Annotated in this window: 21 protein-coding genes; 11 read left to right on the top strand and 10 right to left on the bottom strand. The window is 65.0% G+C overall.

The window, feature by feature from the left end; genetic code table 11:
• Nucleotides 1-31: 31 nt before the first annotated feature.
• The 5 genes from wbpD to IHE47_RS17975 all read right to left on the bottom strand — a co-directional run bounded on the left by wbpD (nucleotide 32) and on the right by IHE47_RS17975 (nucleotide 6,163).
• Nucleotides 32-613, bottom strand: a complete 582-nt coding sequence (wbpD, locus tag IHE47_RS08405) for a UDP-2-acetamido-3-amino-2,3-dideoxy-D-glucuronate N-acetyltransferase (protein ID WP_192105438.1) — start codon at nucleotides 611-613, stop codon at nucleotides 32-34.
• A gap of 10 nt (nucleotides 614-623) precedes the next feature.
• A complete protein-coding gene (locus tag IHE47_RS08400; protein WP_192105437.1) occupies nucleotides 624-1,577 on the bottom strand; it encodes a Gfo/Idh/MocA family oxidoreductase in 954 nt (317 codons plus the stop codon).
• Between the two features lie 93 nt (nucleotides 1,578-1,670).
• Nucleotides 1,671-2,951 carry a Vi polysaccharide biosynthesis UDP-N-acetylglucosamine C-6 dehydrogenase TviB gene (tviB, locus tag IHE47_RS08395; protein WP_192105436.1) on the bottom strand — a complete coding sequence of 427 codons (1,281 nt, stop codon included), beginning with the start codon at nucleotides 2,949-2,951 and terminating at the stop codon, nucleotides 1,671-1,673.
• A gap of 239 nt (nucleotides 2,952-3,190) precedes the next feature.
• Nucleotides 3,191-5,392, bottom strand: a complete 2,202-nt coding sequence (locus tag IHE47_RS08390) for a polysaccharide biosynthesis tyrosine autokinase (protein ID WP_192105435.1) — start codon at nucleotides 5,390-5,392, stop codon at nucleotides 3,191-3,193.
• Between the two features lie 60 nt (nucleotides 5,393-5,452).
• Complete coding sequence (locus IHE47_RS17975; protein ID WP_343227460.1) at nucleotides 5,453-6,163, bottom strand: low molecular weight protein-tyrosine-phosphatase; 711 nt, start codon at nucleotides 6,161-6,163, stop codon at nucleotides 5,453-5,455.
• A gap of 167 nt (nucleotides 6,164-6,330) precedes the next feature.
• Between IHE47_RS17975 and IHE47_RS08380 the strand changes: the two genes are divergently transcribed.
• The 5 genes from IHE47_RS08380 (at nucleotide 6,331) to IHE47_RS08360 (ending at nucleotide 11,522) form a co-directional block, all read left to right on the top strand.
• Nucleotides 6,331-6,642 carry a hypothetical protein gene (locus IHE47_RS08380; protein ID WP_192105434.1) on the top strand — a complete coding sequence of 104 codons (312 nt, stop codon included), beginning with the start codon at nucleotides 6,331-6,333 and terminating at the stop codon, nucleotides 6,640-6,642.
• A 92-nt stretch (nucleotides 6,643-6,734) separates the two neighbouring features.
• Nucleotides 6,735-7,850 carry a polysaccharide biosynthesis/export family protein gene (locus tag IHE47_RS08375; protein WP_192105433.1) on the top strand — a complete coding sequence of 372 codons (1,116 nt, stop codon included), beginning with the start codon at nucleotides 6,735-6,737 and terminating at the stop codon, nucleotides 7,848-7,850.
• Between the two features lie 104 nt (nucleotides 7,851-7,954).
• Nucleotides 7,955-8,596 carry a YjbF family lipoprotein gene (locus tag IHE47_RS08370; RefSeq protein WP_225561703.1) on the top strand — a complete coding sequence of 214 codons (642 nt, stop codon included), beginning with the start codon at nucleotides 7,955-7,957 and terminating at the stop codon, nucleotides 8,594-8,596.
• Complete coding sequence (locus tag IHE47_RS08365) at nucleotides 8,593-9,375, top strand: capsule biosynthesis GfcC family protein (protein WP_192105431.1); 783 nt, start codon at nucleotides 8,593-8,595, stop codon at nucleotides 9,373-9,375. The genes IHE47_RS08370 and IHE47_RS08365 overlap by 4 nt, the downstream gene beginning before the upstream one ends.
• Nucleotides 9,376-9,464: 89 nt before the next feature.
• A complete protein-coding gene (locus tag IHE47_RS08360; RefSeq protein WP_225561702.1) occupies nucleotides 9,465-11,522 on the top strand; it encodes a YjbH domain-containing protein in 2,058 nt (685 codons plus the stop codon).
• Nucleotides 11,523-11,597: 75 nt separating this feature from the next.
• Here the strand turns inward: IHE47_RS08360 and IHE47_RS08355 are convergent, their stop codons facing one another.
• Nucleotides 11,598-11,948, bottom strand: a complete 351-nt coding sequence (locus tag IHE47_RS08355) for a Rieske (2Fe-2S) protein (protein WP_192105429.1) — start codon at nucleotides 11,946-11,948, stop codon at nucleotides 11,598-11,600.
• Nucleotides 11,949-12,026: 78 nt separating this feature from the next.
• Here IHE47_RS08355 and IHE47_RS08350 point away from each other — a divergent pair, with 78 nt between their 5' ends.
• From IHE47_RS08350 to IHE47_RS08340, 3 genes are all read left to right on the top strand, one after another.
• On the top strand, nucleotides 12,027-12,299 hold the full coding sequence (locus tag IHE47_RS08350; RefSeq protein WP_192105428.1) for a hypothetical protein: 273 nt from the start codon (nucleotides 12,027-12,029) through the stop codon (nucleotides 12,297-12,299).
• Nucleotides 12,300-12,447: 148 nt separating this feature from the next.
• A complete protein-coding gene (gene yedA, locus IHE47_RS08345) occupies nucleotides 12,448-13,359 on the top strand; it encodes a drug/metabolite exporter YedA (protein ID WP_192105427.1) in 912 nt (303 codons plus the stop codon).
• Between the two features lie 156 nt (nucleotides 13,360-13,515).
• Nucleotides 13,516-14,931 carry a TIGR00366 family protein gene (locus tag IHE47_RS08340; protein WP_192105426.1) on the top strand — a complete coding sequence of 472 codons (1,416 nt, stop codon included), beginning with the start codon at nucleotides 13,516-13,518 and terminating at the stop codon, nucleotides 14,929-14,931.
• Nucleotides 14,932-15,019: 88 nt separating this feature from the next.
• Here the strand turns inward: IHE47_RS08340 and IHE47_RS08335 are convergent, their stop codons facing one another.
• The 4 genes from IHE47_RS08335 to IHE47_RS08320 form a co-directional block, all read right to left on the bottom strand.
• Entirely contained in the window at nucleotides 15,020-16,327 is a 1,308-nt protein-coding gene (locus IHE47_RS08335; RefSeq protein ID WP_192105425.1) for an ABC transporter permease, read from the bottom strand.
• A 10-nt stretch (nucleotides 16,328-16,337) separates the two neighbouring features.
• Complete coding sequence (locus tag IHE47_RS08330; RefSeq protein WP_192105424.1) at nucleotides 16,338-17,501, bottom strand: ABC transporter permease; 1,164 nt, start codon at nucleotides 17,499-17,501, stop codon at nucleotides 16,338-16,340.
• A 10-nt stretch (nucleotides 17,502-17,511) separates the two neighbouring features.
• A complete protein-coding gene (locus IHE47_RS08325; RefSeq protein WP_192105423.1) occupies nucleotides 17,512-18,198 on the bottom strand; it encodes an ABC transporter ATP-binding protein in 687 nt (228 codons plus the stop codon).
• Between the two features lie 116 nt (nucleotides 18,199-18,314).
• Entirely contained in the window at nucleotides 18,315-19,556 is a 1,242-nt protein-coding gene (locus IHE47_RS08320; protein WP_192105422.1) for an efflux RND transporter periplasmic adaptor subunit, read from the bottom strand.
• A gap of 127 nt (nucleotides 19,557-19,683) precedes the next feature.
• Between IHE47_RS08320 and IHE47_RS08315 the strand changes: the two genes are divergently transcribed.
• The 3 genes from IHE47_RS08315 (at nucleotide 19,684) to IHE47_RS08305 (ending at nucleotide 22,555) form a co-directional block, all read left to right on the top strand.
• Entirely contained in the window at nucleotides 19,684-20,370 is a 687-nt protein-coding gene (locus IHE47_RS08315; protein ID WP_192105421.1) for a fumarylacetoacetate hydrolase family protein, read from the top strand.
• A gap of 98 nt (nucleotides 20,371-20,468) precedes the next feature.
• The gene (gene mscL, locus IHE47_RS08310; RefSeq protein WP_225561700.1) at nucleotides 20,469-20,879 is read left to right on the top strand and encodes a large-conductance mechanosensitive channel protein MscL; all 411 of its coding nucleotides are present in this window, start codon (nucleotides 20,469-20,471) and stop codon (nucleotides 20,877-20,879) included.
• Nucleotides 20,880-21,118: 239 nt separating this feature from the next.
• Nucleotides 21,119-22,555, top strand: coding sequence for a M20/M25/M40 family metallo-hydrolase (locus tag IHE47_RS08305; protein ID WP_192105420.1), 1,437 nt, complete (start codon nucleotides 21,119-21,121; stop codon nucleotides 22,553-22,555).
• Nucleotides 22,556-22,588 lie beyond the last annotated feature (33 nt).

Genomic DNA, 22,588 nt, shown 5'->3' with positions numbered 1-22,588 from the left:
GTAGGCATGATTTCGACCGAGAATCAGAGGGTCAGGCGGCAATCTTGTGCAGATTGCCTGCCGTCAGCACATAACGCGCTTGCGTGTGCGAGCAAATGGCTTCGCCATCACCATGCAAAGGCAAATTCAATTGTTCGCCGAATTCGCTCATCCAGCCGATCTGACGCGCGGGAACGCCAACCATCAGGGCATAAGCAGGCACGTCCTTGTTGATCACTGCGCCGGCACCGACGAAGGCATATTCGCCGATGGTGATGCCGCACACTATGGTGCAGTTCGCACCCAGCGTAGCGCCTTTCTTTACCAGCGTGTCACGGTATTCATCCTTGCGTTCGATCAACGAACGCGGGTTGTATACGTTGGTAAACACCATACTGGGACCACAGAACACGCCCTCTTCCAGTGTCACATTGTCGTAAACCGACACATTGTTCTGGATTTTGCAGCGATCGCCGATGCTTACCCGGTTGCCTACGAATACGTTCTGCCCGAGTGATACCCCACTGCCGATACGCGCGCCGCCACATACGTGGGCGAAGTGCCACACGCGGGAACCCTCACCGATCTGCGCGCCCTCATCGACGATGGCACTGGGATGCTGATAGTGACCCATGGTTGCCACCTCAACCCAAGTTGGCTTTCAGGAACGGATGGTATTCGCCATGCAAGCCAACCGGTCGCGCATTGCGGATAGTCGACACTGCAGTAATGGCAGTACGGTTCTCCTCCAGGCCGAAACCTTCGCCCGCAAGGATGCGCTCATAGCTGCGCGTATGCAGGTCGGTAAAGCCGCCTGAGAACTCGATCTCTTCGCCATCGACCGTAATCGAGCGATAAGTCCGCTGACCCGCCAGACGCTGTGCCGCCGGCACGTCGGCAACGTCCACCGACAGGAACCAGCGTACACGGGCATGCTCGTACTCGAGGTAGCCGGCGGCCTTGGTCTCGGCAGAGTGATGCACCACGTTGTCCTGGAGCTCGCCAAAGATGAAGTGCAACATGTCGAAGAAGTGCACGCCGATGTTGGTAGCGATACCCCCGGATTTCTTGTCATCCCCCTTCCACGACTGCAAGTACCAGTGACCACGAGAGGTGACGTAGGCGAGGTCCACTTCATGCTTGGTACCGCGTTTAGCCGCGCGCACCTTGTCGCGCAACGCCATGATCGCAGGGTGCACGCGAAGCTGCAGGATGGTGTTCACCTTGCGGCCAGTATCTCGTTCGATTTCCAGCAACCCATCGATGTTCCACGGATTGAGTACCAGCGGCTTCTCGCAGATTACGTCTGCGCCTGAGCGTAAACCAAAACGCATGTGTGAATCATGCAGGTAATTGGGCGAGCAGATGGAAACATAGTCGAGCTTGTTGCCGTGATCTGCACGGCGCAGCTTGTCTACGTACCGATCGAAGCGCTCGAACTCGGTGAAAAAATCGGCGTCCGGAAAATAACTGTCAATGATGCCGACCGAATCATTGGGATCGTACGCCGCCACCAGCTTGTTGCCAGTGTCCCGAATGGCTTGCATGTGGCGCGGAGCGATGTAGCCGGCAGCACCGATCAGACCGAAATTCTTCATGTATGTTCTTCCTAGCAACATAATTGGTTGGCCAACAACAACGCGCGTACACGCTTCCTCGCATCGGGCGGAAGATAAGCGGACAGACGCCTTTCAGAGACGGCCGTCCACCTCTTCCTTGGGCAGGATGCCTTTGATGTCGTACAGCACGGCACGATGATTTCCCAGTGCACGCATACCGGCGCTGCCTTCTGCTTTGAATTCATCATGTGCCACGGCGACAACCACAGCATCATAAGTGCCAGGCACTGGCTGGGTAGCCAACAAGTCCAACCCGTATTCAGCCTTTGCTTCGACTGCATCCGCCCATGGGTCATGGATATCGACCTGGGCACCAAAACTCTCCAGCTCCTTGACCAGATCGACGACGCGCGTATTGCGCAGGTCCGGGCAGTTCTCCTTGAAAGTGAAGCCAAGCACCAGCACGCGGCTATCCTTGATCGCGTGCCCTTGGCCGATCATCAGTTTCACTACCTCGCTGGCCACATGCTGACCCATGGCATCATTGATGCGGCGACAAGAAAGCAGGATGTCCGGGTGATACCCTACCGATTGCGCCTTCTGGATCAGGTAGTACGGATCGACGCCAATGCAATGCCCTCCGACCAGACCAGGACGGAACGGTAGAAAATTCCATTTGGTACCAGCCGCCTCGAGCACGTCGGTGGTATCGATACCCAAGCGATGGAAGATCAGAGCGAATTCGTTGATCAACGCAATATTGGCGTCACGCTGGGTGTTTTCGATGACTTTTGCAGCTTCCGCCACCTTCAAGCTCGACGCCTTGTGGGTGCCTGCCTGGATGATGCGGCGATAGAGCGAGTCGACAAACTCGGCTGCCTCCGGGGTCGAGCCCGAGGTAATCTTGGGGATGTTGACCAAGCGGCGCTGCTTGTCACCCGGGTTTATGCGTTCGGGGCTATAGCCCGCAGTGAAGTCGACATTGAACCTGAGCCCTGAAACACGTTCCAGTTCGGGTATACAGACTTCCTCGGTGGCGCCGGGATAGACGGTTGATTCGTAAATCACCACATCGCTACGCTTCAGCACTTTGCCGACGGACTGGCTAGCCTTGATCAGCGGCGTGAAGTCTGGACGCTTGTGTTCGTCCACCGGCGTCGGCACGGTGATGATGAACACGTTGCATTGCCGTAGCGCTTCGAGATCCGTGGTGTAACCCAGACGCTTTGCCGAGGCCAGTTCCTCGGACGAAGTCTCTTGGGTGTGATCGAAACCGTTGCGCAACTCCTCGATCCGCTGGACGTGGATATCGAAACCAGTGACCTCAAATTGCTTGCCAAACTCCACTGCCAATGGCAGGCCCACGTAACCCAAGCCGACGATCGCGATCTTTGCGTTGTCCAATGACTGCATGTTGTATCCGTTGTCCGAATGATCCGAGTGGGTTGGAGAACAGGCACGGTGAAGTACATCGCCTCCCAGAGCATCGATGTGCGTTCACACCACACATCTCGCTCCTTTGGAGGGCCGGCCATCCTGTGCCATGCCTGAACTTGCCTCCACCCGCCTCCCCTATAGACAGATGGGGGGAGATTGTCGTGCCTTCGCCCCATAACAGGGCGAAATGTTGCCTCTTTGAAGTCGCCGCAAATTTATTTGGCGGCCTTGTATTCGTAGTAACCGTAGGAGTAATAGCCCGCGCTACGCTTTTCTACGGCATTGAAGATCGCGCCCTTGATTTGCACGCCGTTCTGTTCGAAGCGCTGTTTGGCCAGTGCAATCTCGCGCGACTGGTTCAATCCGAAGCGCACCACCAGCAGGCTGGTGCCTGCGTGATGGCCGATCACGGCAGCATCTGTAACCGCCAAGATGGGCGGAGTGTCGATGATGACCAAGTCATACAACGGCAATACCTTGCTGAGAAGATCGGTAAACCCAGTGTGCATCAGCAATTCGGAAGGATTCGGCGGCACCTTGCCACGCGCGATGAAGTGCAGCTTCTCCACGCCTTCAACCGGCCGAACCGCCGCAGCCAAATCAATCTGACCGGAAACAAGTTCGGACAATCCATTTTCGGGACGACCACCCAACACCTTGTGTTGGCTGCCCTTGCGCATGTCTGCGTCGATCAACAACACCGTCTGCCCAGCCTGAGCAATCACCGCAGCAAGGTTCGCCGATACGAAGGTCTTGCCCGCGTCCGGACTGGAACCCGAGATCATCAACAGATTGTTCTTGGCTTCCAGCCGCGCGAAATGCAGGCTGGTACGCAGGCTGCGTAGCGCCTCGGTCGCCAAATCGGCAGGCGATGTTACCGCCAGCAAGTGCTGCCGGCTGTCGCCATGCTGATGCAATCCCTTCACCGACATACCCCGCTCATCATTACTGAGTGGAATAGAGGCATACACCGGCAAACCCAGCTCCTCGATGTTGGCCGGATCCTCTACGCCGCGGTTGAGCATTTGGCGCAGGAAGATGAAGGCCACGGCCAGGAGTGCGCCAAGGAATGTACCGCCGATCACCACGATAGCCTTCTTCGGCTTCACAGGCAGCGTGGTATCCACGGCTGCTGCATCCACGATACGAACGTTACCCACCGTGCCAGCCCGAGCGATTTCCAATTGCTGTGCCTGATCCAACAGGCCTGTATAGGTGCGGTTGCTGACCTGTACATCCTCCATCAATCGCAACAAGTCACGCTGTGTGTCCGGCAAATTGTCCACCTGTTTTTCCATGCCGGCCTTCTGCGCCTGCAACTGGCCAAGCTGCTGCATCAGTGCCTGATAAGCTGGGTGATCTTTGGTGAAACGCCGCTCCATGTCTGCTTGTTGCAGTTCCAAATGTTGGATGCTGCTCTCAACGGCCACAATCTGGTCAAGCAGCCCCTTGGTTTGCAGATTGATGTCGACCGAGTGCGCCTTTACCTGATAAGCATTAAGTGCCGATTGCGCTTGCTCCAACTTTTCACGTACCAGCGGCAACTGCTCTTTCACAAACTTTAGGCTGTTGGCAGCCTGCGCGGAATTTCGCTCCACATTCTGCCGCACATAGGCTTGGGTTACTTGGTCGAGTACGTCAGAAGCAAGCTGTGGATCAGCATTCTCGTAAGTCAGCGCAATAATGCCCGAGTCCTTGCCTTGCTCAAGTGCATCGACAGTCAGCTGCAGCTTGTTGATTGTGGCCAATTCACGATTGCGCGCCACAGTGAAACGCATGCCTGGATTCGCCATTAGCGTCTTAACCTGCATCGTCACACCACGACCAGTCGACACTTGACCCACCTGACCCCGCAGCAATGCAGTGCCATCAACGTCCAGCAGGGTATAGGCACCATGCTCGCCAGCAATCAGAGTTAACTTTTTACCCAGCAAAATATCTGGAACATCAAGTTGAAATACATCGAGCTTGGAGCCGCCCCAATCGTCCCGGCTGAGGCCCAACCATGGTGCAGCGACCTCACCGGATTGGCCAGGTACGAAGTGGCGCGCTATAAATCCACCAAAGACTGGAAAGCGGTGCGGCACCACCACCACATTGAGCCCAAGATTGTCCACAGCTTTTCCGATCACCGAGCGAGACGTGATGATCGCAATTTCCGTGGTGTCTTCAGAACTGGAGGCACCGAGTGTCTGTGAGATCGCGCTCAACCCTGGCAAGTCTGGGACTTTCTGCTCCACCTGCACCATTGCGGTAGCTTGGTAAATCGGCGTGGCCAGAATGGCATAGGCCACGCTGAACACAAAGAAGCAGGAGGTGACGGCGATGAGCAGCCACTTGTGGTCGAGAACCGTGCCCAGCAGGGCGTTGAGGTCGATTTCGTCGTCTCGGGAGGGTGTGCTTGACGCGGCGGCCATGTAGTTCGCTTTCGGTTGGAATGACTGAAATGGGTCGGCTTCAGGATCAGACGAGGCCAGCTACCGTAGATAGGGAAGCCAGCTGCGCACACCGCGCTCGATCAACGCATACACATGCTCGAATGCCGGGCGCTGCTGCCGATACGGATCGGGAATATCCCGTGCCTCACCCCACTTGTCGAGCAAAAACAACTTGCCGCTGGCTTCAGGCGCCAAGTTTGCCAAGGCGGTCAGATGGCTCTTTTCCATGCCTAGTACCAGATCGACCTCACGCAGCAATTCAGGCGTGACCTGCCGTGCGCGGTGCATCGAGCTGTCCACGCCATGCTCGTCCATCAACTGGGCGGCGGTCGCCTCCACGGGCGAATCCACCATGGCGGCCAGCCCGGCGCTCCCCACCTGGATGCCCCATGGTGCAACTTGTTGCCGGAGCAGGTATTCGGCGGTGGGACTACGGCAAATATTGCCCACGCATACCGTCAAGATCCTTCCAAACACGGTGACTGGATTCTCCTGCTTCCTCGCCTCGCGCGCTGCGACGGCAGCACGTGATACGCAATCGTCTGTCGGTTGCCGGCGTCCAACCCATGCCGCGATCCAGCATGCGTTCGGCTCGCTCCTTGAAGATCTGGCCACAGTTCCATGGAGACCGGAACCCCGGCACAAGTCAGGTAGGGTACGCAACAAGGCAGGGGGCTGGCAAACTGGCAACACGGATTCGTTAATGAAATCCTGGAGGAAATCCAGTCCTTGCATGGCATGCACGGCCATCGAGCCATCCCGGCAGCGGAAAGCCGACCTCCATCCCTGCGCCCCGTCACAGAGCCAGTCCGCGCCGTGACCGAGGTGATAGCTCAACACCCGGTTCACGGCCGAGTTCCCCCCTCCCGAATTTTGTGGTTATACTCCTTGGGCCAATCGCAGGGAGTTTCTGAACCATGAAAACGATGAAGATCCTGTCCATCGCCTTGATCGCTGCAGCCGTGTCGAGCCAGGCCTTTGCGCAGCAGGCTCCGCAGCCCGCTTCGCAGCAGCAGAGCCAGCCTGCCACTGATCTGCCGGGCGCCAATGGTGCCAGTGATGTTTCCCAAGGTGTGCTTGACGCCACCTACATCGGCATGGGTGTCGTAGCTGTCGCCGTGATCGCTGGCGCCACCAGCAGCAGCAACCATGGCAACGAGACTGGCAACAACGGCAGCACTGGCACGACCGGTACGACTGGCACGACTGGAACCACGGGTACCAACTGAGTTCTGCCGAATGATTGTGCAAACCGTGCTGGACGTGTCCGGCACGGTTTTTGTTGTCTGCGTAAAAATCAGCCATGGCCTCTTAATTCACCATGAAAACCCTTTCCTTGCTCGCCGTTGCCGTTTTGACCTGCTCGCTTGGAGGGTGCATTTGGGCACCCGGCCAGCATCTGGCCACCGGCTCGCTGACCCGCGGCAACGAGGCTGACAACGGCCACGTGCAGTTGGTGCCGATCACCCCGAAGCTGCTGGCTATGGATCAGGCGACCGCAGACAGCCGTACCGTTCCCGCTACGCTGCTGGCGTACAAGCCCGAGCCCTACCGCATAGGTGCCGGCGACACGCTGTACATCACCGTGTGGGATCACCCGGAGTTGACTTCACCAGCCGGCCCGCAGCAACAGACGGCGGCGAACGGTCGTCTGGTGCGCTCCGACGGCACCCTGTTCTATCCCTATGTGGGTCAGCTCAAGGTCGCCGGCATGACCATCGAGGAATTGCGCAAGGCAATTGGGGACAAGCTGGCCACCTATGTCGAAAAGCCTCAAGTAGACGTCAACGTGATCGGTTACGACAGCCAGCACGTGATGGTGAACGGGGCTTTTGAGAAAACCCTCCCGCTGCCGATCACGGCCGTGCCGCTGACCTTGGCCCAGGCGATCGGTGCCGCCACCGTTAGCCCCGGGCAGGCCAACATTTCCGATCTGATGCTGACCCGCGATGGCCACGTCTACCACCTCGACCTGGACCAGCTCGATCCCGGCAACAGCTTGGCCGAGAACATCTACCTCAAGGATGGCGACCGCCTCTACCTGCCTTACAACGATCGCCAGGAAGCCTATGTATTGGGCGAGATCAACCGCCCGATGGCCATTCCCTTCAAGACGGCCAGCCTCACGTTGACGCAGGCGCTTGGCCGGGCCGGCGGCCTCAACCAGACTACCGCGAAGGGCAAGGCTGTCTACGTGATCCGTGGCGCCAAGGACATCGAGACCACGCCCGCCACCGTATACGAACTCAATGCCGACTCACCGGCGGCTTTTGCCCTGGCCGACCATTTCAAGGTGAAACCAGGCGACGTGGTCTTCGTTGGCGCCGCCGGCGTCACCCGCTGGAACCGCTTCTTCAACCAGGTGTTGCCGCTGGCGACCGCGCTCAGCACGGTCTCTACGTCGCAGTATTACTTCGACCACGCCAACGGCAACTGAGGGCTTGCGGTTTGATGCCCTCGCCGCGACAGAACGCCACCCCTCGTGCGCCAGGCTGCCCTACGGAACACGCCCTACCGCGACACCGCGGTGCCGCGATAGGGTTGCTGGCCGCGCTTGCGGTGACCGTGCAGACCGGGTGTACACCCGTTTCTTCCGCCTCGGTGGATGCGGTGAAATTGCTGGTCAACCAGCACCGCCACCAGGCCCCGACCGCCGCCACGGTGGCTGCCCTGCCCTACTACCAGTTGGCGGCCAGCACGCGTGACGGGCATGCCGTGCTGATCCTCGGCAACGTCGACGGCGCGCGGGAGGACTGGTACGGCAGCCACCACGTGGTGGTTTTCCTGGAGCATGGCCAATTGACCGGGACCGCCGGCATGCCGCAGAACCTGGATGGCCTGCACCAGCCTGCCGACAATCCGTTCATTCGCGGCCTGCAGCACCTGAGCGCGCCGGTGGAATACACGTATACCGTGGACTGGTCCCCCGGCTATCGCTACGGCGTCCCGGTGCATGCCCGCCTCACCCCGGCCGGCAGCGCGCAACTCGATATCCTGGGCCAGTCCCATGACGTGCTGCGCATCGATGAGGAGCTTGATGCTCCCGCCGCCGGCTGGCATGCCACCAATCATTACTGGGTGGATCCCGCCGATGGCTTCGTGTGGAAGAGCGTGCAGCAGGTAGCCCCCGGGTATCCGATCACCCTGGTGCAGTTGCACCCCCGCCGCGGGAAGCCGTCATGAAACGTTCCTTCGCGACGGTACTTGGGCTGTTCCTGGCCGGCAACGCGCTGCTCGCGCACGCCGGGCTGCAGGTCCAGGTGGGGGGCGCGGTCAATCGCCCGGGCACGCTTTCGCTCAAGGATGGCGCACGACTCAGCAACGCGGCGCTGGCGGCCGACGTGCAGCCACAGGCCTATCTGCTGGGGGCGGCCTGGCTGCGTCCCTCCCTGCTGGTGCCGCAGGAGCGACTCAAGGTCGGCATCCTGTTTGACCTCGACCAGCTGCACCTGCGCGCCATGCAACGCGGCGACACCGCATTGGCGGATACCGTCGGCCAATTGCGCAACGCTACCGCCATGTTGCCGGTGACCGGGCGCGAACCGGCACTGCTGGCTCCGCGGGCCGTGGAAACCAATGCCGACGCCAACCTGCCGCTGCTGCCCGGCGACCGGTTGTTCTATCCGTTGCGTCCCGACACCATCCGCGTGGTCGGAGCCGTGCAATCGCCCTGCACGCTGCCCTTGCAGCCGCTACGCAATGCCCTTGGCTACCTCGCCCAATGCCCATTGGCCCATGGCGCGGACCGCGACTGGGTCTACGTGATCCAGCCCGACGGACAGGTGTTCCGCCGGGGCGTGGCACTCTGGAACCGATCCACCCCGTTGCCGCTGGCGCCGGGCGCACTGGTGTACGTGCCCCTGTCCGCACGCATCGCGGGTGCCGTGGACGACACACTGAACCATGACATGGCCGATTTCCTCGCCACCCAACTCCTGCCCGGCCCGGGGACGGCACCATGAAGTGCCTGCGCTTCCGCCCCCCGCACCGCCTGCCCAGGGCCTGCCCACGCGCCTGCCTGTTGGCGGGATTATTGATCGCAGCGCCCGTCATGGCCGACGACACCGATCCACCGAATGCCCCGACCCAGAGCGACTGGGGCGGCGCCGGCCTGTGGCAGACGCCGACGGCGCGCATGGCCGACGCAGGTGAAGTGGGTTTCGACGCCAGCCGCGCCACTCCCTATACGCGCTACAACTTCACCCTGCAGCCGCTCCCTTGGCTTGAGGGCATCATCCGTTACTCCGACATCAGCAACCGGCTGTATGGTCCGAAATCGCTCAGTGGCACGCAGTCCTACAAGGACAAGTCCATCGACGTGAAGGTGCGGTTCTGGGACGAGAGTCGCTACATTCCCGCACTGGCGGTAGGCATCCGCGACGTGGGCGGTACCGGCCTGTTCTCCAGCGAATACGTGGTGAGCAGCAAACGCTTCGGGCCGATTGACGCGAGCCTGGGCCTGGCCTGGGGCTACATGGGCGGACGCGGCGACATCTCCAACCCGTTCGACTTCATCAGCAGCAGGTTCAGCGTCCGCCCTCCCCCCAATGTCGGCAGCGGCGGCGAGTTCAGTTCCACTGAATACTTCCGCGGGCGCGCGGCGTTCTTCGGCGGCTTCAGCTACCAGACGCCCTGGCAGCCGCTGATCATCAAGGTGGAATACGAGGGCAACAACTACAAGCACGAGCCGATGGGCGACAACCAGCCGCAGAGCACGCCGGTGAACATCGGCGCCGTGTATCGCCTGAACCGCAGCGTGGACCTCAGCGCGGCATGGGAACGTGGCAACACCGCCATGTTCAACCTGACCCTGCATACCAACCTGGCCGAGCACACGCCTCCGGCCAAGGTGCTCGACCCGCCGCCGCCACCGCCGCAACCGGCGGCCACGCACCCGACTGCCGACAAGGTGGACTGGGCCAAGGTCGACGAGCAACTGCGCGACAACGCCGGCCTGAAGGTCACGAAGATCGCCAGACGCGGCAGCGAACTGGTGATCACCGGCGAGCAGATGAAATACCTCTACCCCGCCAAGGCCATGGGGCGTACCGCGCGGGTGCTGGACAACCAGCTCGGGCCGGACATCACCTGGTACACGGTGGAATCCACCCGCGAAAGCCTGCCCGTCGTCGACACCAGCGTGGACCGCCAGCGTTTCGACGACCTGTTGAACCATCGCATCGCGCTGGACGATTTCCGGTTGAACGTGGAACAGGACCAGCCCCTGCCCCAACAGGAGCAGGTGCTCTACCAGCCGCCGCTGAAGCGGTTCGACGGTGGCGCGTCCATCACCTACGGCCAGTCGCTGGGCGGACCGAACGCGTTCATCCTGTACCAGATCGCGGCGAACTACGAGGCCAACTTCCACTTCACGTCGAACTTCTGGTGGAGCGGTGTGGTCAGCGGCAACCTGATCAACAACTACGACAAGTTCACCTACGACGCGCCCAGCGACCTGCCGCGCGTGCGCACCGACATCCGCCAGTACCTGACCGATTCGCGCATCACCATGCCGGTGTTCCAGTTCACCGATGCCGAGCGCCTTGGCCAGGACTGGTACGGCATGGCCTATGCGGGCATGCTGGAAAGCATGTTCGGCGGCGTGGGCGGCGAGGTGCTGTATCGGCCGCTCGGCGAACGCTGGGCCTTCGGCGCGGACGGCGCCTGGGTGCAGCAGCGCGGTTTCGACCAGAACTTCTCGTTCCGCGGCTACCGCGTGGCCACCGGCCATGTGACCGCCTATTACGACACTCCGGTGAACCACATCACCGTCGCGGTGAGCCTGGGACGCTACCTGGCCGGCGACCATGGCGTCACCTTCGACGTGTCGAAGGAATTCCGCAATGGCGTGCGCATGGGCGCCTACGCCACCTTCACCAACGTCGACGGCGCGCAGTACGGCGAAGGCAGCTTCGACAAGGGCATCTACATCTCGATCCCGTTCGACCTGATGCTGCCGGGCTCCACCGTCAACCGCGCCGGCATCCTGTGGCAGCCGCTGATCCGCGACGGCGGCGCCAGCCTGGCTCGCCGCTACTCGCTCTACACGCTGACCAACGATCGCGACAGCGACCTGTTCAACGACAACCTGCAGATGATCACGCAGTAGGAACGATCACGGCCGCGCTCGGCTCTGCCTGCACCCACGGCCTGGCAGCAGGGACAGTAGTGCGCGGGTCCGCTTCTACGCCGCGGGAGCCGGCCACACCTCGTCGCCCCGGACATCCACCGGCACCGCACGCAAGCGCTCGCCACGGCAAGGACCGGCCACGCATGCGCCATCGTTGCGGTCGAAACTGGCACCGTGCACGGCGCAGATCAGCAGTTCGTCCTTGAGCAGGAACATGCCCGGCGCGTAGTCCAGGCGACGGCCGGCATGCGGGCAGATGTTGAGCCAGGCGCGCACCTCGCCACCGCGGCGCGCGACGATCACGCTTTCGCCATCGGCCGCCGCCACGCCTTCGATCGCGGTGGCGCCGCCATCGGGAATCTCGTCCAGGCGGCAAAGCATGGAGGTAGTGGAAAAGGTGTCCATCGGCACTTGTCCTGCGGGCCGGATGGCCTCATCGTTGCTCGCGTAAGTCCTTGATTTTAGCACACGGATTTTTAACACATGCGCCTCAGCCTGCCTTCGCCCCGTCGCTTCCGCCACCCGCTGGCGCGTGCCTTGTCGCTGCTGGTAGGCGTGACCGTGGTCGGCGTGCTGCTGGTGTTCGGGCTGGCCCTGGCCGGCGTGTTGCTGCTTGGCGGCGGCGTGTGGCTGGCGTGGCGCCAGTGGAAACGGCCGCGCGCGCCGCTGGCCTCCGCGGCCCGGCCGGGCAAGCCGGCACCGGAGGTGCTGGAAGGCGAGTTCGTGGTGATCCGCCAAGGGCCCGTCGCGCACTGATCGCGCCAGTTCCGGGGTTGATGCGCATTGCCGCCCCGGCATCGGATTCCCCAGACCTGGCCTGCCCCGTCGCCGCTGTCGTTTGGCATGCGCCTCGGCCATCATGCGCACCCCGCCACGATGGCGATGCATCCTGCCGACTCCCGCCATGAACGACGCCACCGCCCACGGCACGGCCACCGCCGCCGTCGACCGCTCCCGCCTGCTGGTGCCGCTCGGCCTGCTGGCGTTGTACGTGATCTGGGGCTCGACCTATCTCGCCATCCGCTTTGCGCTGGAAGGATGGCCGCCGTTCCTGCTGGCCGGCGTGCGTTTCCTGATCGCGGGCGTGCTGCTGTTCGGCTTCCTGCGCCTGCGCGGCATGGCGCCGCCCACGCCGCGGCAGTGGCGCAACGCGGCCTTCGTCGGCGTGCTGCTGCTCGGCCTTGGCAACGGCCTGGTGTGTTTCGCCGAAGAAAGGGTGAGCTCGGGCATTGCCGCGGTGGCCGTGGCCAGCATGCCGCTGTTCGCCGCGCTGTTCGGCAGCTGGTACGGGCACCGGCCGAACCGGCTCGAGTTGCTTGGCCTCGCGATCGGCTTCGCGGGCGTGGTCGTGCTCAATCTCGGCAGCGATCTCGCGGGTTCGCGCCTCGCCGCGTTCGCGCTGCTGGTGGCCGCTGCCGCATGGGCGTTCGGCTCGGCGTGGAGCAAGCAGCAGGACATGCCGGCCGGCCCGATGAACACCGCCGCGCAGATGCTGTGCGGCAGCGCGTCGCTGCTGCTGATGGGCTTCGGCGGCGGCGAGCGCCTGCCCGCACATCCCGCGCTGCACGCCAACCTTGCCCTGGCCTACCTCGTGGTGGTGGGTTCGCTGATCGGCTTCAGCGCCTACCTCTACGTGCTCAGGCACGCGCGGCCGGTGCTCGCCACCAGCTATGCCTACGTGAACCCGCCGGTGGCGGTGCTGTTCGGCATGCTGCTGGCGGGCGAGCGCATCGGGCTGCCGGAGATCGCGGGCATGGCGATCATCCTGCTCGGCGTGGCAGCGATCACGCTGGCGAATCAGAGACGGACGGCGTAAGGAGCGCACCCTGTGCGCGATGGCTTTGATGCTTGATCGGAGCAAAAGCCATCGCGCACAGGGTGCCTCCTACAGATGGTGCGCCTCGACCTTGGTCGGCTTGCCCCGTTCGCTGGTGCCGCGCCACCATGCCCCGGACATCGCACGGGGCACGGCATGAACTCGACGAACGAAGGCCTGATGGCGCGCCTGGCGCTGCGCTGCGCGGCATGGTCGGAGCGCTGGTTCCCCGATGCCTGGGTGTTCGCGGCGCTGGGCGTGGTGATCGTGGCGATCGCCGCGCTGGCTTTCGGCAGCACGCCGGTGGCCGCGGTCAATGCGTTCGGGGACGGCTTCTGGAGCCTGATCCTGTTCACCATGCAGATGGCCTTCGTGGTGATCGGCGGCTACGTGGTAGCCACCGCGCCGGTGGTGGCGCGCTTCATCGACCTGCTGGCGCGGGTGCCGAGGAGCGGCCGTGGCGCGGTCTGCTACGTGGCGCTGGTGAGCATGCTGGCCTCGCTGCTGTCGTGGGGCTTCTCGCTGGTGTTCGGCGGCCTGCTGGTGCGCGCGCTGGCGCGGCGCGAAGACCTGCGCATGGACTACCGCGCGGCCGGGGCGGCGGCGTATCTCGGCCTCGGCGCGGTGTGGGCGATGGGCCTGTCCTCGTCGGCGGCGCAGTTGCAGGCGAATCCGGCCAGCATGCCGCCCGGCCTGCTCGCGGTCACCGGCGTGCTTCCGTTCACCAGCACGATCTTCCTGTGGCAATCCTTCGCGCTCACCGCCTGCCTGGTCGCCGCCTCGCTGCTGGTGTGCTGGTTCACCGCACCGTCGGATCGCAACGCGCGCACGGCGCACTACTTCGGCGTGAGCGAAGCGACCGCCGTGCCGCAACTGCCGCCGCGCCAGCGCCCTGGCGAATGGCTGGAATACAGCCCGCTGCTGGCGGTGCTGATCGGCCTGCTGGGCTTGGGCTGGCTGGGCCACGAGTTCGCCACCAGGTCGGTGGTGGGCGCGATCGCCAACCTCAACACCTACAACTTCCTGTTCCTCACCGTGGGCCTGCTGCTGCACTGGCGCCCGCGCAGCTTCCTCGATGCGGTGGCGCGCGCGGTGCCGAGCACCGCCGGCGTGCTGATCCAGTTCCCGCTGTACGGCGGCATCGCCGCCCTGCTCACCCATGCGCAAGGCTCGGGCGGCGTGACGCTGGCGCACCGGTTGTCGCAATTGTTCGTGCACGTGGCCAGCACCGACAGCTTCCCCGCGGTGATGGGCACGTACTCCGCCGTCCTCGGCTTCTTCGTGCCTTCCGGCGGCGGCAAGTGGCTGGTGGAGGCGCCCTACGTGATGCAGGCGGCGAACGACCTGCACGTGCATCTCGGCTGGGCGGTGCAGGTGTACAACGCGGCCGAGGCGCTGCCCAACCTGATCAACCCGTTCTGGATGCTGCCCCTGCTCGGGGTGCTCGGCCTCAAGGCGCGCGACGTGGTGGGCTATACCTTCGTGCAGCTCCTGGTGCACGTGCCGCTGGTGCTGGGCCTGCTGTGGCTGCTTGGGTTGACGCTCACCTACGTGCCGCCGGTGATGCCGTAGGCGCGCACCCTGTGCGCGATGGCCTTGCACTTCGATCGAAGCACCAGAGCAATCGCGCACAGGGTGCACGCCTGCAGTCGACGTTCGATCACAGCTCGCGCAACGCCGTGGTCACCGGCAGCCGCGCGGCGCGCACGGCGGGGAACAGGCCGCCGACGAAGCCGATCGCCAGCGCCCATTTCAGGCCCATCCAGATCAGCGCGGCACCGACCTTGAACTGGAACATCACGTCGCTGAAGCCGTTGAGCGTGGAGGCGGTGTAGCCGTCGAACACCAGCCACACCAGCAAGGCGCCGAGCAGGCCGCCGGCGAGGGCCAGCAGCATGGTCTCCAGCATCACCGACACCACCACCGGCACGCCGCGGAAGCCGATGGCACGCAGGGTGGCGATCTCGCGGGCACGCGAAGCCACCGCGGCGAACATGCAGTTGAGTGCGCCGAACACCGCGCCGATGGCCATGATCAGGCCGACGGTGATGCCCACCACGTGGATCGTGCTGGCCAGGGTTTCGGACTGGCGTGCGAAGAACTCGCGCGTGGTATCGGCTTCCACCTTCAGTTTGGGATCGACCGCCAGCGCCGCCTTGAACGGCTCGAACGCCGCCGCGCCGGTGAGTTTCACCAGCACCGATTCGGCGCTGTTGCCGCGGCGGTAGGCCGCCGCCACCTCCTGCCGGTCGGCCCACAGTTCCGAATCGTAGGCGTCGCCGCTGGCGAACACGCCGACCACCTTCCAGTCCTGCTGGCCCAGCTTCACTTCGTCGCCCACGTCCAGGCCGGCGAACTCGCGCCGTGCACCCTGGCCCACCACCAGTTCGTTGAGGCCGGGCTTGAACGCGCGTCCCGCGACGATCTTCAGCTTCGGCCGCAGGGCCCAGGCCGCGTCGTCCACGCCGCGCAGCTGCGCATTGGCATCGTCGTCGGAGCCCTTCTTGTGCAGGCTGGCGGTCACCACCAGCTCGGCCGAGGCCTGCGGCTTGCCGTCGCTGCCGCGCGCGATGCCCGGCGCCTGCTCGATCGCATCGATGTCGTCGCGGGTCAGCACCGACTGCGCCTCCGACACCGAGCCGCCGCGCAGCACGATCGCGGTGTCGTCGCGGCCACCGCTCTGCAGCGTGGCCTGGAAGCCCTGCCCCATCGCCAGCAGCGCGACCAGCACGCCGACCACGCCGGCGATGCCGATCACGATCACCGACGACGAGCCCAGCCGCTGGCGCAGCGTGCCGATGCCCACCGCGGTCACCGAACCGGCCTGGCGGCCGCTGCGCGTGAGCACCATCCACGACGCCAGCGCCACGGCGAGCGCCACGACGCCGAACCACGGCAGTGCCGTCCATGCCACCAGCGCCAGCACGACCAGCACCAGCAAGCCGAGATTGATCAGGATTTTCTTCATGGCGTGCTCCTCACCGGCCGCTCAGGGCGTCGACAATGTTCAGGCGCATCGCGCGCCACGCGGGCGGCAGGCCCACCACCACGCCGATCAGCACCATCAGCAGCACGCCGGCCGACCAGGTGCTGCCGGAAACCGCATGCACCGGCACCATGCCGCCGCTGGCGGCGCCGATCAGCGGCACGATGAACGACACCAGCGCCAGCCCGATCACGCCGCCGAGCAGCAGCATCAGCACGCCTTCGGTCAGCACCATCGCCAGCACGCTGCGGCTGGAGAAACCGATCGTCTTGAGCACCGCCAGCTCCGAGGTGCGCTCGCGCACCGCCTGCATCATGGTGTTGCCGGTGAGCAGCAGCAGGGTGAAGAACACCGCGCCCATGATCGCGCTGACGATCAGGCCGATGTTCACCAGCTGCTTGATGAAGGAGGCCTGGAACGCCTGCTCGGTCTGCGCCTTGGTCTCGTGGTCGGAGTTGGCGGAGACCGCGTCGATCGCCTTGGCCACCGCGTCGGCCCGCGCCGGGTCGGCCACCTTCACCACGTACCAGTGCACGGTGCCGGAGCCGAAGGCGCTGTTCTCGTCGAAGTACTTCCAGTGGAACATCAGCATCTGCTCGCGCCCCACGTCGTGCGGGTCCCTCGCGTGGAAGATGCCCACGATGTCGAAGGTCCAGGTGTTGCTGCCGCTGGACCTGGACAGCCAGATGGTGGATTGCAGCGGGATCTTGTCGCCGATCTTCCAGCCGTACTTCTTCGCCAGCGCGGCGCCGACCACCGCGCCGGTGCGCGTCTTGTCCCAGGTGGCGCGCTGGTCCGCCGGCAGCGACAGCTCGGGATACAGGTCGAGGTAGCTGGGGCTCACCGCGAAGCTGATGACCTGGTTGCGCGCATCCTGGTAGATGCCGCCGAACCAGTTCGCCGAGGCCACCGCCGACACGCCCGGCACCGCGGCGATGCGTGCACCCAGGCTTTCCGGCAATGGCTGCTGCATGGACATCCTGGAGTTGACGATCAGCCGGCCCGCGCCGGCCACGCTGTCGCCCGCGTCGAAGGCCTGCCGCACCGAATCGAGCAGGCCGAACAGCACGAACGCGGCGATGATCGACACCAGGGTGAGGAAGGTGCGCGACTTGCGCCGGAACAGCGCGGCCCAGATGAGATGGAAATATTTCATGGCGCCGTCCTCATGCCGTTACCTGCTCGACCAGGCTGCCCTTGTCCAGGTGCAGCGTGTGGTTCGCGTACTCGGCGGCCTTGGGGTCGTGGGTGACCATCACGATGGTCTTGCCGTGCTCGCGGTTGAGCGTGCGCAGCAGGCCGAGCACGTCTTCCGCGCTCTGGCGGTCGAGATCGCCGGTGGGCTCGTCGCAGACCAGCAGGGTGGGATCGGAGACGATCGCGCGGGCGATCGCCACGCGCTGCTGCTGGCCGCCGGACAATTCGCCGGGCTTGTGCGAGGCGCGCTCGGCCAGCCCCACCAGCTGCAGCGCGATGGCCGCATTCTTCCTGCGCTGCGCACCGGACAACCGGGTGAGCAGCAGCGGCAGCTCGACGTTCTTCTGCGCGCTGAGCATCGGCATCAGGTTGTAGAACTGGAACACGAAGCCGACGTTGGCCGCGCGCCATTTCGCCAGCGCGCCGCCACCGAGCCGGTCGATGCGCGCACCGGCCACGCCGATGCTGCCGGCGCTGGGCGAGTCGAGGCCGCCGATCAGGTTGAGCAGGGTGGTCTTGCCCGAACCCGACGGTCCCATCAGCGCGAGGAAGTCGCCCTCGGCGATGTCGAGGTCGATGTGGTGCAGCACCTCGACCTTCTGCTTGCCGCGCTGGTAGACCTTGGAGAGGTCGCGGATCTGGATCAACGTGTCCATGGTTTGCCTCCGGTGAATGCATTTGCTGGCGTGCAGGAGCGCACCCTGTGCGCGATGGCCCTGATGTCGATCGAAGCAAAAGCCATCGCGCACGGGGGTGCGCTCCTACGGAAAGGCTATGGTTTGGGTGATTCGGTCTGGACGTCCGCGCCGTCGCGCAGCGTGGCCGGCGGCGACAGCACCACCGCGTCGCCCGCCCGCAGGGCGTCCGGCACCAGTTTCAGGTCGCCGTAGCCCTGCGCCGCCGGCTGCACTGCGCGCAATTGCGCCTTGTCGCCGGCGACCACGAACACCACGCTGCGGCCGTCGCGTTGCACGATCGCGCTGGCCGGCACCAGCACGCCCTGCGGCGCCTGCGCCACGCCCGTCGATTTCTGTTCGAGGAAGGACACCCGCACGCCCATGTCGGGCACGATGCGCGCGTCCTTCCGCTCCAGCGCCACGCGCACCTTCACCGTGGCCTTGCCGCGGTCGGCGGCGGGCACGATGGCGATCACGTGGGCCGGGATCTTCCAGTCCGGGTAGGCATCGAGCACCGCCTCGGCGGGCATGTCGGGCTTCACGCGGCCGATGTAGGCCTCGTTGACGTCCACGTCCACTTCCAGCGAATCCATGTCGACGATGGTGCCGATGCCGGTGCGGGTGAAGCCGCCGCCGGCGGAGAACGGCGAGATGATCTCGCCCACCTGGGCGTCCTTGGTGGTGATGACGCCGTCGAACGGTGCGCGCACCACGCAGTAGTCGAAGTTGACTTGGGCCTGGGTCACCTGAGCGTCGTCCGAAACGGCGGTCTTCTGTTGCGAGACCAGCTGGGCGCGCGTGCTCTCGGCCAGGGTTCGCGCTTGTTCGGCCGTCTGTTTCGGCACCAGCCCCTGCGCGGCCAGCAACTGCTGGCGGGCGGCGTCGCGCTCGTTCTGGGCCAGTTGCACCTGGTACTGCAGCACCAGCGCGTGCGCGGCGGCAGCCTGCGCCTTGGCCGCGTCCAGCGCGGCCCGGTAGGCGCTGTCGTCCAGCCGGGCCAGCACCTGGCCCTGCTTCACGTGGTCGCCTTCCTCGATCAGCACCTCGGTGAGCGTGCCGGTGATCTGCGCCGACACCGTGGCCTGCCGCCGCGCGGTGACGTAGCCGGTGGCCTGCAGCACCGCGCCGGCCCCCGGGTCGCTGGCCGGCGACACCGCCGCGACGGTCTGCACCACGATCGCGCGATGGCTGGTCGCCCACCATGCGGCGCCGCCGGCCAGCACCAGCAACAGCGCCCCGGCGCCGGCGATCCATGGCCAGCGCGGCGGGCGCCCGTCGTGCGCCTCGCGCTGGTGGCGCTCGATGCGCAATTCCTTCAGCAGGTCGGTGTTGCTCACCGCAGTCCCCTTGATGGCTTCATCCCGGATACGGTAGGTCCGGCATGGCGTTGCCGACATGAGCAGGCATCAGGCATCGCGCGTGACAGCTGTCATCCGGCGCCCGCGAGGCGCTACGCTAGGCGGCATGGACTACGTCATCGCCCCGCCCCCCACGCCCAGCCTGCCGGTGTTCGGCAGCACGCAGCGCTTCCCGGTCCGACGCGTGTTCTGCATCGGCCGCAACTACGCCGAGCACGCGAAGGAAATGGGCGCCGCGGTGGAAACCGGACGCCCGATGTTTTTCTGCAAGCCGGCGGACGCCGTGGTGGCCGACGGCAGCGACGTCCCCTACCCGACCCTCACGAACGAGCTCCACCATGAAGTGGAGATGGTGCTGGCGCTGGGCGGCGGTGGCCGCGACGTGGCGGTGGAAAGCGCCGCCGCACTGGTATGGGGCGTGGGCGTGGGGCTGGACCTCACCCGCCGCGACCTGCAGGCGCAGGCCAAGGCCAAGGGCCATCCCTGGGACGTGGCCAAGGCCTTCGACCACTCCGCGCCGGTGTCGGCGCTGCGCCTGCTGGCCGGCGCCTTGCCCGGCCCGGACACCGAGCTGCGCCTCACCGTGAACGGCACCCTGCGCCAGCACGCGCGGCTGGGCGAGATGATCCACGACGTGCCGCACATCCTCGCCGCGCTCTCCACGCTGTTCGAACTCAAGCCCGGCGACCTGGTGTTCACCGGCACGCCGGCCGGCGTGGCGGCGCTGGCACGGGGCGACCGCTTCCACGCCGAACTGCGCGGCTACGCCGAACTGGGCGGCCGCATCGCCTGAGATTTCAGAAGATTCTGCCTGTCCGATTCATGCTGCAACGGCATCTGCTGCGCTAGAGTTTCCCGGCCAACCGGCATATCACTCGGGGAGTAGCAGCAATGGGCATGATGCAGGAATTCAAGGCATTCGCCATGCGCGGCAACGTGCTGGACATGGCCGTCGGTATCGTGATCGGCGGCGCATTCGGCAAGATCGTCAGCTCGCTGGTCAGCGACGTCATCATGCCGCCGATCGGCGTGCTCACCGGCGGCATCGACTTCTCGGCGATGAAATGGGTGCTCAAGCCGGCTGACGACAGCGACCCCAAGCACAAGATCGCCGAAGTGGCGATCAACTACGGCAGCTTCATCAACACCGTCATCACCTTCATCATTGTTGCCTTCGCGATCTTCATGGTCATCAAGGTGATGAACCGGCTGCAGAAGAAGAAGGAAGAAGCCCCCGCCGCACCGCCGGCCGACGTGGCCCTGCTCACCGAAATCCGCGACCTGCTCAAGAACAAGCAGTAAGCCGCGCACTTCTTCCCGCTCCCTCCGGACACAGGAAGGGCCATGGATGGCCCTGCCTTGGGGAGCGAGGAAGAGGGGTCGGGGGCGAGGACTCGGCCCAGGCGCTCTACTGGCATCAAGCGTGCTGCTGACGTCTTGCGCAAGCCACCGACACTTCGCTCCGCCCGGACCCTCACCCGGCTGCCGCCACCCTCTCCCGGAGGGAGAGGGAACCACTAGTCAACGCCACGGGAAACCGCATGCGCCACCCAGCCCCCACCCTGCTCGCCACCAGCCTGCTGCTTGCCGCCGGCGCCGCCAGCGCCGCCGACACCACCATTCCCGCTTCGGCCGTAAAGACGGCCGAGCAGTTGCGCGACAAGGCGCTCGGCGACGGCACCGCCTACGCCGTGCTGCAATCGCTGACCACCGAGGTCGGCCCGCGACTGGCCGGTGGTCCGAACGACCAGCGCGGCCGCGACTGGGCGGTGGCGAAGTTCAAGGCGCTGGGCTTCGACAAGGTCTACACCGAGCCGGCGACCTATCCGCTGTGGGTGCGCCGCCATGAGAGCGGCTCCATCGTGGCGCCGTTCCCGCAGCACCTCGTGCTCACCGCGCTGGGCTATTCCCCGGGCACGCCCAAGGGCGGGCTCACCGCGCAGGTGGTCGCCTTCGACGGCATCGCCGCGCTGAAAGCCGCCGACCCGGCCACGATCAAGGGCAGGATCGTCTACGTCGGCTACCGCATGCAGCGCAGCCAGGACGGCCACGACTACGGCATGGGTTCGATGGTACGCGTGGCCGGCCCGGTGATTGCCGCCGCGAAGGGCGCGGCCGGCTACCTGCTGCGCTCGGCCGGCACCGACGCGCACGAGCGCATCGCCCACACCGGCGTCACCGGCTTCCGCGATCCCGCCAAGGCGATCCCCGCCGCGGCGCTTTCCAATCCCGACGCCGACCAGCTCGAACGCGAACTGGCCTACGGCAAGCCGGTGACGGTGCAGCTCGACCTCGACTGCGGCGTCGTGGGCGAATACACCGGCGCCAACGTGATCGGCGAGATCACCGGCCGCAAGCATCCCGAGCAGGTCGTCGCGATCGGCGGCCACCTGGACTCCTGGGACCCGGGCACCGGTGCGATCGACGACGGCGCCGGCGTCGCCATCTCGATGGCCGCCGCCAAGCTGATCCACGACCTGCCGCAGCGCCCCGACCGCACCATCCGGGTGATCGCCTTCGCCAACGAGGAAATGGGCCTGTGGGGCGCGCGCGCCTATGCCGACAGGCACGCCAAGGAAGTGACGGACTTCATGCTCGGCACCGACTCCGACCTCGGCGCCGGCAAGGTGTACCGCATCAGCGCCAGCGTGAAGCCCGAAGCGCGGCACGCCATCGAGCAGATCGCCGACGTGCTCAAGCCGCTGGGCGTGGCCTACGACCCCGGGCGTCCCGGCGGCGGCGGCTCCGACCTCGGCGCCATGCACGCCAAGGGCATGGCCGCGCTCACCCTCGACCAGGACGCCACGCATTACTTCGACTGGCACCACACCAGCAACGACACGCTGGACAAGGTCGATCCGAAGGAACTGGCGCAGAACGTGGCGGCCTACGCGGCGTGGTCGTACATGGCGGCGCAGGCGGATGGCGATTTCGGTTCCGCTTCGGGCGCGTTCAAGGGCGACGGCGCGGAAGAATGAGGGCAACCACGGCGCGGCACCGCGCACCCGCCG

The sequence above is a fragment of the Rhodanobacter sp. DHB23 genome (genome assembly GCF_014842975.1).
Taxonomy (GTDB): Bacteria; Pseudomonadota; Gammaproteobacteria; order Xanthomonadales; family Rhodanobacteraceae; genus Rhodanobacter_A.
This window is presented reverse-complemented; position numbering and strand designations above follow the sequence as displayed.